Below are 9,445 nucleotides of genomic sequence, written 5' to 3' on the forward strand. Positions count from 1 at the left end.
CATTGCGCGCACGACGAAGCATGGAACTCAAATGGCTCGAAGACTTCGTTTCGCTCGCGGAGACGCGCAGCTTCAGCCGCTCCGCTGAATTACGGCATATCACGCAACCCGCCTTCTCACGCCGCATCCAGGCGCTCGAAGCGTGGCTCGGCACCGAACTGATCGATCGGTCCGTCTATCCGACGCGCCTCACGCAGGCCGGCCAGGTCTTCTACGAGCAGGCGCTCGCGATGCTCTCGCAGTTCCACGAGGCGCGCACGCTGTTGCGCGGGCAGGGCGGCGTGCCGGCGGCGACCATCGAGTTCGCCGTGCCGCATACCTTGTCGCTGACCTACTTTCCGCGCTGGCTGGAGCATATCGAAGCGCGTCTCGGGCGGATCCGCACCCGCCTGCGCGCGCTCAACGTGCACGACGCGGTGCTGTCCCTGGTGGAAGGCGGCTGCGATCTGGTGATGGGCTATCACCATCCCAGCCATCCGGTCGCGCTCGATCCCGCGCGTTACGACATGCTCACGCTCGGCACCGAACCGATCAGCCCGTTCTCCGCGGTGACGAAAGGTGGCCGCGCGCGCTTCACGCTGCCGGCGTCCGCCGAATCGCCGGTGCCGTATCTGTCGTACACGCCGAACGCGTACCTCGGCCGCATGACCGAGACGATCATCGCGACCTCGCCGGTACGCCTCTATCTCGACAAGGTCTATGAAACCGACATGGCCGAAGGACTGAAGGCGATGGCGATCGCGGGCCACGGCATTGCCTTCCTGCCACACAGCGCCGTGGAGGATGCGGTGGAGGAGGGCCGCCTCATCCGTCTCGACCGGGGCACGCGCGGCATGCCGGCCGGCCAGTTCACGCTGACCATGGACATCCGGCTGTATCGCGACAAGCTGGCATCGATGGGCGAGGAACCGCGCCAGGCATTGATGCGTGCGCTATGGGACGCGGTCAACGAGGAGCTGCTCAAGGCGGCTGAAACCGCCGCCACGTAAGGCTTTCGAACGTTATGCACAAAACGCATGACGGGATAAAAATCCGGCATTGGATTTGCAGAGGCCGTTTTTCGACAATGGCTGCATTCCTTCACCGCTGGAGCATCAATGTCTTCGTCGAACGCGCAAACGCCGGACGCCAAACATGCCATCCCGTCGTACCTCAATGCCGATGATCTCGGTCCTTGGGGAAACTATCTGAAGCAGGTTGATCGCGTCGCTCCCTATCTCGGTTCTCTCTCCCGCTGGCTCGAAACCCTCAAGCGTCCCAAGCGCATCCTCGTCGTCGACTGCCCGATCGAACTCGATAACGGCACCGTCGCGCACTTCGAAGGCTATCGTGTGCAACACAACACGTCGCGCGGTCCCGGCAAGGGCGGCGTGCGTTACCACCAGGACGTGACGCTCTCGGAAGTCATGGCGCTGTCCGCGTGGATGTCGGTGAAGAACGCTGCCGTGAACGTGCCGTACGGCGGCGCGAAGGGCGGCATCCGCGTGGATCCGCGCACGCTGTCGCGCGGCGAACTCGAACGGCTGACGCGCCGCTATACCAGCGAGATCGGCATCATCATCGGGCCGAACACGGACATCCCCGCGCCCGACGTGAACACCAACGAGCAGATCATGGCGTGGATGATGGACACCTACTCCATGAACCAGGGGCAGACGGCCACCGGCGTCGTCACCGGCAAGCCGATCTCACTCGGCGGCTCGCTCGGCCGCCGGGAAGCCACCGGACGCGGCGTGTTCGTGGTCGGCAGCGAAGCGGCGCGGCGCATCGGCATGGAGATCGAAGGCGCGCGCATCGCGGTGCAGGGCTTCGGCAATGTCGGCGGCATCGCGGCCAAGCTGTTCCAGGAAGCGGGCGCGCGCGTGATCGCCGTGCAGGATCACACCGGCACGCTGCATAACTCGAAGGGCATCGATACCGTCGCGCTGCTCGAGCACGTCGCGCAGAACGGCGGCGTAGGCGGCTTCGCAGGCGCGGACCCGGTGCAGGCCGACGAATTCTGGATGATCGAGAGCGACATCCTGATCCCGGCGGCGCTCGAGAACCAGATCACCGAGAAGAACGCCGGCAAGATCCGCACGAAGATCGTCGTGGAAGGCGCGAACGGCCCGACGACCACCGCGGCGGACGACATCCTGACCGACAAGGGCATCCTCGTGATCCCCGACGTGATCGCCAACGCGGGCGGCGTGACTGTGTCGTACTTCGAGTGGGTGCAGGACTTCTCGAGCTTCTTCTGGACCGAGGACGAGATCAACCAGCGTCTGGAGCGCGTGATGCGCGAAGCCTTCGCCGGCGTGTGGCAGGTGGCGAGCGAGCATCAGGTGTCGGTGCGCACGGCGGCGTTCATCGTCGCGTGCTCGCGGATCCTCCAGGCGCGCGAGATGCGCGGCCTGTATCCCTGATCTGCTACGCGGTCCACGGGTGAGCGGTCTGCAGGAGGCGGACCCGCGTTGCGCTCACTGATTCATGCGTGCGGCATTCGACAGAATGCCGCACGCATTTGCATGAAAACTACAGGCGGGCGCGGCAGATGTAACACGCCATGCGTTAGTCAAAAAACGCCAGTAACATGCGCCGTCGCAATCGGGCGGCCATCCGTCTTAAAAATAAGACGGAGTGGGTTAACAATCATTCTTTCAGAATAATTACCCTGCTAAACTTGGCCCGGTTTTTCGCCACAGGAGATCGAACACATGAAGATTAAAAAGGCTGCGCTGCTGGTTGCCGCGCTCGGTTTCATCGCAACGGGCGCCTACGCGCAAGATGCCGGCACGCTGAAGAAGATCAAGGACACGGGTGTCATCTCGTTGGGGCATCGCGAATCGTCCATTCCGTTCTCGTACTACGACGACAAGCAGCAAGTCGTCGGCTATTCCCACGAATTCGCCCTCAAGGTGGTCGAAGCCGTCAAGACGAAGCTCGGCATGTCCGAGCTGAAGGTCAAGCTGACGCCGATCACCTCGCAGAACCGCATTCCGCTCGTGCAGAACGGCACGGTGGACATCGAGTGCGGCTCGACCACGAACAACGCCGAACGCCAGCAGCAAGTGGCCTTCTCGAACACGATCTTCGTGATCGGCACGCGTCTCATGACCAAGAAGGATTCGGGCGTGAAGGACTGGGCCGACCTGAAGGGCAAGACTGTCGTGACGACCGCCGGCACCACGTCCGAACGCCTGCTTCGCAAGATGAACCAGGACAAGAACATGGGCATGAACATCATCAGCGCGAAGGATCACGGCGAGTCGTTCCTGACGCTGTCGACCGGCCGCGCGGTGGCCTTCATGATGGACGATGCGCTGCTCGCCGGCGAACGCGCCAAGTCGAACAACCCGGGCGATTTCGTGATCGTCGGTGCGCCGCAATCGCATGAAGCGTACGGCTGCATGATCCGCAAGAACGATCCGGAGTTCAAGAAGGTCGTGGACGACGCCATCGCCAAGGTCGAAACCTCGGGCGACGCCGACAAGATCTACAAGAAGTGGTTCGAAAGCCCGATCCCGCCGAAGGGCCTCAACCTGAACTTCCCGGAAAGTGATGACATCAAGGCTCTCTACAAGAGCCCGAATGACAAGGCAATTGACTAAACGGTTCGAGTTTTGAGCGAACGAGACGGAAGGAGCTTGCTTCTTCCGTTTCTTTTTGGAGTGAGTCCATGTCTTATCACTGGAACTGGGGCGTACTGCTGAGCCCCGTTTCGACCGGCGAGCCCACGACCTATCTCGGCTGGCTGATCTCCGGCTTCTGGGTGACGATTACCGTGTCGCTCGCCGCCTGGGTGATCGCGCTGGTGGTCGGCTCGCTGTTCGGCATTCTGCGCACGGTCCCGAACCGCACGCTGGCGGCCATCGGCACTGTTTATGTCGCGATCTTCCGCAATATCCCGCTGATCGTGCAGTTCTTCGTCTGGTATCTCGTGATTCCGGAGTTGCTGCCCGTGTCCTGGGGCAACTGGTTCAAGCAACTGCCGCCGTCGGCGCAGTTCTTTTCATCGTCGATCATCTGTCTCGGGCTCTTCACCGGCGCGCGCGTGTGCGAACAGGTGCGCTCGGGCATCAACGCGTTGCCGCGCGGCCAGCGCAGCGCAGGCCTCGCGATGGGCTTCACCGAATGGCAGACCTACCGCTACGTACTGATGCCGGTCGCGTACCGCATCATCGTGCCGCCGCTCACGTCGGAGTTCCTCAACGTGTTCAAGAACTCGGCGGTGGCCTCGACCATCGGTCTGCTCGATCTCTCCGCGCAGGCGCGCCAGCTCGTCGACTACACGGCGCAGACGTATGAGTCGTTCATCGCGGTGACGATCGCCTACATGCTCATCAACCTGATCGTGATGCAGCTGATGCGCTGGCTCGAAGCCAGAACGCGCCTGCCCGGCTACATCGGAGGCAAGTAATGCATTACAACTGGAGTGACATCCTCGCGTCCTGGCCGACGCTGATGACCGGCGCGAAGATCACGCTGCAGATCACGGTGCTGGCGATCGTGATCGGGATCATCTGGGGCACGGTGCTCGCGCTGTTCCGGCTCTCGGGCGTGAAACCGCTGCAATGGTTCGCGAGCGCCTACGTCACGCTGTTCCGCTCGATCCCGCTCGTGATGGTGCTGCTGTGGTTCTTCCTGATCGTGCCGCAGTTGCTGCAGAACGTGCTCGGATTGTCGGCGGACATCGACATCCGCCTCGCCTCGGCGATGGTCGCGTTCTCGCTGTTCGAAGCCGCGTACTATTCGGAAATCATTCGCGCCGGCATCCAGGCGGTGCCGCGCGGCCAGGTGAACGCCGCGTTCGCGCTCGGCATGACCTACGGCCAGGCCATGAAGCTGGTGGTGCTGCCGCAGGCCTTCCGCGCGATGGTGCCGCTGCTGCTCACCCAGGCCATCGTCCTGTTCCAGGATACGTCGCTCGTGTACGTCATCAGCCTCGCGGACTTCTTCCGCACGGCCACGAACATCGGGGACCGCGACGGCACGTCCGTCGAAATGATCCTGTTCGCGGGCGCCTGCTACTTCGTGATTTGCGTGGTGGCGTCGGCCCTCGTCAAAAGTCTTCAGAAAAAGGTCGCAAGATGATCTCTATCAAGAATGTTTCCAAGTGGTACGGGCAGTTTCAGGTGCTGACGGACTGCACGACCGAAGTGAAGAAGGGCGAAGTGGTCGTGGTGTGCGGTCCGTCGGGCTCGGGCAAGTCGACGCTCATCAAGACGGTCAACGGTCTCGAACCGTTCCAGAAGGGCGAGATCACGATCAACGGCCAGTCGCTCACCGACAAGAAGACCAATCTGTCGAAGCTGCGCTCGAAGGTCGGCATGGTGTTCCAGCATTTCGAGCTGTTCCCGCACCTGACCATCACGCAGAACCTGACGCTTGCGCAGGTCAAGGTGCTCGGCCGCTCGAACGAGGAAGCGACGCGGAAGGGGCTGAAGCTGCTGGACCGCGTGGGTCTGCGGGCGCATGCGGACAAGTTTCCGGGCCAGTTGTCGGGCGGTCAGCAGCAGCGCGTGGCGATTGCACGCGCGCTGTCGATGGACCCGATCGCGATGCTCTTCGACGAACCCACCTCCGCGCTCGATCCGGAGATGATCAACGAAGTGCTGGACGTGATGGTCGAACTCGCGCAGGAAGGCATGACCATGATGTGCGTGACGCACGAAATGGGCTTTGCGAAGAAGGTGGCGAACCGCGTGATCTTCATGGATCGCGGGTTGATCGTCGAGGACGACCAGAAGGAAGCGTTCTTCGCGAATCCGAAGTCGGACCGCGCGAAGGACTTCCTCGCGAAGATCCTGCATTGAGCTTGACCGCGTAATGATGAAAACGGCGCTTTCGAAGCGCCGTTTTTTATCTCACTCGATCCCGAGTTCCGATTCAACCGTGGCCGTGCTGCGCATCTCCTCGATCTGCAGCGCCGAGCCGACGCAGGCTTTCGCCAGAGGTTCCGCCGCCTTCTTCGCGACCGCCTCCGGCACCGGCACGTTCACCGTGCGCGCCAGCGCGCCGCACTGGAACATCGCGAGATCCCCGGGGGCGAAGCGGGTCCAGATTTCGTCGTCGGTGAGCGGCGAGGTGGCGATCACCGCCACGCGATCTTCCGGCGTCGTGTACTTGGCGAAGTCGATGGACATGTCGGCGTCGATCAGATGCGCCGTCGAGAACGGCCAGCTGCGCACCAGATAGTACAAATGGGTGGAGCAGTGCGAGAACAGCGCCTGGCCGTTCGACATCAGGAAGTTGAACACGCCGTATTGCGTGATGTCGCGCGTGAGTTCGGCGAGGGCGTCGAACAGCTCGTCGAGCGGCGGCTGCGAGCAGGGGAATTGGCGGCGCAGGCCTTGCAGCAGCGCGCAGAAAGCGAGTTCGCTATCCGTGGTGCCGACCGGCTGATAGACGCCGGTCAGTTCCGGTGCATGGCCTTTCAGGTCGCCGTTGTGCGCGAAGATCCAGTGGCGGCCCCACAGTTCGCGCATGAACGGATGGCAGTTCTCCAGCAGGATGTGCCCTTGCGTCGCCTTGCGGATGTGGGCGATGGTGTTCTTCGACTTGATCGGATAGCGCTTGACCATGTCCGCCAGAGGCGAACTGGCCGATGACTGATGGTCGATGAACAGCCGGCAGGCCTTGTCCTCGAAGAATGCGATGCCCCAGCCGTCGGCGTGATGATCGGTTACGCCGCCGCGCGCTGCAAACCCGGTGAACGAGAACGTCACGTCCGTGGGTTCGGCGCAATTCATTCCGAGAAGTTGGCACATGTCGCTGAGGCAGGCGGGCGGTCGCCCTGAACGGGTTGTTACAATACGTCCGACAAGCATATCACCGAGGCAAGCGCGAAAAAATCGCCCAACCGCTCATAACCGCGCGCGTTGTGCAATTTCCACGGCGGATTTTTCCTGTGCTCGGGTGGCTTGCGCCATTCCAACGTTCCCCGTCATCTCGCCATGTCCGCTACCTCTTCCTCGCCTCAGTCGCTCACCCTCGCGCGCCCCGACGACTGGCACCTGCACGTGCGCGACGGCGCCACCCTCGCAGCCGTGCTGCCGCACACGGCAAGGCAGTTCGGCCGCGCGATCATCATGCCGAACCTGAAGCCGCCGGTCACCACGACCGAGCTGGCGAGCGCTTACCGCGAACGCATTCTGGCGGCGCTGCCGAAAGAAGGCGCCGGTGCGCGTTTCGAGCCGCTGATGACGCTCTATCTCACCGACAACACACCGCCCGATGAAATCCGCCGCGCGAAGGCGAGCGGCTTCGTGCATGGCGTGAAGCTGTATCCGGCGGGCGCGACCACGAACTCCGACGCGGGCGTCACGAGTCTCGCGAAGTGCGCGAAGACGATCGAGGCGATGCAGGAAACCGGCATGCCGCTGCTGATTCACGGCGAAGTCACCGATGGGGACATCGACGTGTTCGACCGCGAGAAGGTGTTCATCGACCGGGTGATGACGCCGCTGCGCCGCGATTTCCCCGCGCTCAAGGTCGTGTTCGAGCACATCACGACGAAGGACGCGGCGGACTATGTGCGCGAGGCCGAGGGGCCCGACGGCACCATTGGAGCGACCATCACCGCGCATCACCTGCTGTACAACCGCAATATCATGCTGGTCGGCGGGATGCGGCCGCATTACTTCTGCCTGCCGGTGCTCAAGCGCGAGACGCATCGCGTGGCGCTGGTCGAGGCGGCGACGTCGGGCAATCCGCGCTTCTTCCTCGGCACGGACAGCGCGCCGCATCCGAAGGGACTGAAGGAGCATGCCTGCGGCTGCGCGGGCTGCTACACGGCGCTGCATGCGCTGGAACTGTATGCCGAGAGCTTCGACAAGGCCGGCGCGCTCGATAAGCTCGAAGGCTTTGCGAGCTTCCACGGTGCGGACTTCTACGGCCTGCCGCGCAGCACGGAAACCGTGACGCTGGAACGCGGTACGTGGACGCTGCCCGCGGAATTCACGGCCGGCGACGCGACCATCGTGCCGTTGCGCGGCGGCGAAACCATCGGCTGGCGCTTCGCGGACGCAAGCTGAAGCGTCGGGTGTGAGCGCCGGTTTCGCTGACATCGACTGGACGCGGCCGTGGCTTGCGTCCATCGAAGCGCGCGGCAGGCGCTGGCAGGCCGCGGCGCTTGCCGGTCATGCCGACTATCTCGCGGTGCTGAACGCGGACGCATTCGATGCCACGCACGTAACGGGACGCGGCGCACGGCTCGCGTTTATCGCGCAGGACGCGTTGCCGGCCGGTGCGTCCTACGAAGGTCACATTGCCGAGACCGGCTGCGTGCCCACGCGCCACAACCTGCACGATTTCTTCAACGCGTCGATGTGGTTCGCGTATCCGCGCATCAAGGCGGCGCTCAACGCGCGCCAGGCGGAGCAGATCGCGGCGCTCGGCATCGGACCCACGCGCGGCGCCGTGCGGGATGCCCTCACGCTCTTCGACGAAAACGCCATAGTCTTCCTCTCCGCCGATGCCGCGCTCACCGATGCCCTGCGCGGCTTCGACTGGCGCGCGCTGTTCGTCGCCGGGCGCGCGGCGTGGGGTACGCGTTGCGAGGCGCGCATTTTCGGCCATGCGTTGCTGGAGAAGCTCGTCGCGCCGTACAAGGCGTGTACGGGGCATGCGTGGATCGTCGAGGTGCCGGCGCGCTATTTCTCCCTCGACGATGACGGCCGCCGCGCGTTCATCGACGAAAGCGTTGCGGCGCGCATCGCCGCCGGGCCGTTCGATAGCCGCGCCTTTGCGCCGCTGCCGGTGCTGGGTGTGCCGGGTTGGTGCGAGGCGAATGCGGACGCCGCGTTCTACGACGATTCCACGGTGTTCCGGCCGGGACGCCGGACGGTCCGGCGCTAGCCGGATGTTAGAATCGGTGCCGCAAAGCGGGCCAGGCAATCGCGGCCTCGACGGTTTCGGTCGAAGAGGGCGAGGAAAGTCCGGACTCCACAGGGCAGGGTGATGGCTAACGGCCATCCGTGGCAACACGCGGAACAGGGCAACAGAAAGCAAACCGCCGATGGCTTCGGACGCGAGTCCGGAGATCAGGTAAGGGTGAAACGGTGCGGTAAGAGCGCACCGCGGACGTCGCGAGGCGTTCCGGCACGGTAACCTCCACCCGGAGCAATTCCAAATAGGCAGGCAAGCATCTTCGCGATGCAGGACGGGGCCCCCGTTCGTCTGCGGGTAGGAAGCTTGAGCGCGTCAGCAATGGCGCGTCTAGAGGAATGATTGCCACGTGCGCCGGTTTCGGCCGGTGCGTGCACAGAATCCGGCTTATCGGCCCGCTTTGTCGTCATTCAAAAGGAAAGAGCCGGCGTCTCGCGACGTCGGCTCTTTTTGTTTGCGCTTGCGGATCCGGCTAGGACGTAAGCGTCAATCTGAGGCCGTCTTGACGATCAGAACTTGACCTCTGAGAGCCGCTGATTCGTTAGCACGAGATCGAAGGCGGCGGGATCGAAGCTGC

9 protein-coding genes and 1 other RNA gene are annotated in these 9,445 nt (G+C 63.5%); 9 read left to right on the plus strand and 1 reads right to left on the minus strand.

Going from position 1 to position 9,445, the window contains the following annotated elements; genetic code table 11:
• Window positions 1–20: 20 nt before the first annotated feature.
• From QCE69_RS01535 to QCE69_RS01560, 6 genes are all read left to right on the plus strand, one after another.
• Window positions 21–989, plus strand: coding sequence for a LysR family transcriptional regulator (locus tag QCE69_RS01535; RefSeq protein WP_309913685.1), 969 nt, complete (start codon window positions 21–23; stop codon window positions 987–989).
• Window positions 990–1,097: 108 nt separating this feature from the next.
• Window positions 1,098–2,405, plus strand: a complete 1,308-nt coding sequence (locus QCE69_RS01540; protein WP_309913690.1) for a Glu/Leu/Phe/Val dehydrogenase — start codon at window positions 1,098–1,100, stop codon at window positions 2,403–2,405.
• Between the two features lie 291 nt (window positions 2,406–2,696).
• A complete protein-coding gene (locus QCE69_RS01545) occupies window positions 2,697–3,590 on the plus strand; it encodes a glutamate/aspartate ABC transporter substrate-binding protein (protein WP_309913693.1) in 894 nt (297 codons plus the stop codon).
• Between the two features lie 68 nt (window positions 3,591–3,658).
• Window positions 3,659–4,399 (plus strand): amino acid ABC transporter permease, encoded by a 741-nt coding sequence (locus tag QCE69_RS01550; RefSeq protein ID WP_309929090.1) that lies wholly within the window; start codon window positions 3,659–3,661, stop codon window positions 4,397–4,399.
• Window positions 4,399–5,073, plus strand: coding sequence for a glutamate/aspartate ABC transporter permease GltK (gene gltK / locus QCE69_RS01555; RefSeq protein ID WP_309807197.1), 675 nt, complete (start codon window positions 4,399–4,401; stop codon window positions 5,071–5,073). Before QCE69_RS01550 ends, gltK begins: the two co-directional genes overlap by 1 nt.
• Window positions 5,070–5,795, plus strand: coding sequence for an amino acid ABC transporter ATP-binding protein (locus tag QCE69_RS01560; RefSeq protein ID WP_309929093.1), 726 nt, complete (start codon window positions 5,070–5,072; stop codon window positions 5,793–5,795). Before gltK ends, QCE69_RS01560 begins: the two co-directional genes overlap by 4 nt.
• A gap of 51 nt (window positions 5,796–5,846) precedes the next feature.
• Here the strand turns inward: QCE69_RS01560 and QCE69_RS01565 are convergent, their stop codons facing one another.
• Window positions 5,847–6,749: a class II glutamine amidotransferase gene (locus QCE69_RS01565; RefSeq protein WP_309913697.1), complete on the minus strand. Its 903-nt coding sequence runs from the start codon at window positions 6,747–6,749 to the stop codon at window positions 5,847–5,849.
• A 186-nt stretch (window positions 6,750–6,935) separates the two neighbouring features.
• Between QCE69_RS01565 and pyrC the strand changes: the two genes are divergently transcribed.
• From pyrC to rnpB, 3 genes are all read left to right on the plus strand, one after another.
• The gene (gene pyrC, locus QCE69_RS01570) at window positions 6,936–8,015 is read left to right on the plus strand and encodes a dihydroorotase (RefSeq protein WP_309929095.1); all 1,080 of its coding nucleotides are present in this window, start codon (window positions 6,936–6,938) and stop codon (window positions 8,013–8,015) included.
• Between the two features lie 10 nt (window positions 8,016–8,025).
• On the plus strand, window positions 8,026–8,838 hold the full coding sequence (locus tag QCE69_RS01575) for a DUF3025 domain-containing protein (protein ID WP_309929098.1): 813 nt from the start codon (window positions 8,026–8,028) through the stop codon (window positions 8,836–8,838).
• A gap of 23 nt (window positions 8,839–8,861) precedes the next feature.
• An RNA gene (gene rnpB / locus QCE69_RS01580) (RNase P RNA component class A) lies at window positions 8,862–9,274 on the plus strand.
• Window positions 9,275–9,445: the final 171 nt, after the last annotated feature.

The organism is Caballeronia sp. LZ032 (assembly GCF_031451315.1).
In the GTDB taxonomy this organism is placed as follows: domain Bacteria; phylum Pseudomonadota; class Gammaproteobacteria; order Burkholderiales; family Burkholderiaceae; genus Caballeronia.